This is a genomic window from Pseudomonas sp. MD195_PC81_125 (assembly GCF_014060985.1).
In the GTDB taxonomy this organism is placed as follows: domain Bacteria; phylum Pseudomonadota; class Gammaproteobacteria; order Pseudomonadales; family Pseudomonadaceae; genus Aquipseudomonas; species Aquipseudomonas parakoreensis.
In genome coordinates this window covers 1-536 of the sequence record NZ_JABULD010000931.1, presented here as the reverse complement: position 1 = coordinate 536, position 536 = coordinate 1, and the positions used below count along the sequence as shown (strand labels likewise).

Annotated in this window: 1 protein-coding gene and 1 pseudogene; both read left to right on the top strand. The window is 52.1% G+C overall.

The window, feature by feature from the left end; genetic code table 11:
- Positions 1-19 precede the first annotated feature (19 nt).
- Positions 20-316 (top strand): type II toxin-antitoxin system HigB family toxin, encoded by a 297-nt coding sequence (locus tag HT737_RS30430; protein ID WP_047290919.1) that lies wholly within the window; start codon positions 20-22, stop codon positions 314-316.
- A pseudogene (locus HT737_RS30425) lies at positions 313-536 on the top strand (transcriptional regulator); the annotation flags it as partial. The gene HT737_RS30430 and the pseudogene HT737_RS30425, both read left to right, overlap by 4 nt.

Genomic DNA, 536 nt, shown 5'->3' with positions numbered 1-536 from the left:
AATGCGATAAGGATGTTGCATGCATGTGTTCAGTGAAAAACCCATTCGTGAGGCCAAGGAGCAGTGGCCACAGGCAGCAAGCGCGCTAGCGCAATGGTTTCGTCTGGCAAGCAGGAGTTATCCAAAGGACTTCGCGGCAATGAAGTCGATATTTCCTGCCACCGACAAGGTGGGTGATCTCCACGTTTTCGACATTGGTGGCAACAAATTGAGGCTAATCGCTTTTGTCAGTTATCGGTCACAAAGGCTCTACATCAAGCATGTGCTCGACCACCGCGAATACGATCGGGGCAAATGGAAGGAGGGAAAGGTATGAGTAGTTTGATCAAGACAGTTGCCGAGCACTGGGAGTTTGTCTCTCCGTTGCTGCGAAAACCGAAAAATGAAGAGGATTACGACGTCTTGGTTCAGGCCGTTGACGAGATCCTTGAGATAACCGGTGATGATGGCTCGCATCCGCTCGCGAGTCTGGTGGACATCATCAGTGACTGGATTGGGGAGTGGGATCGCACACACCATCCGATGGCCGAGGCGAG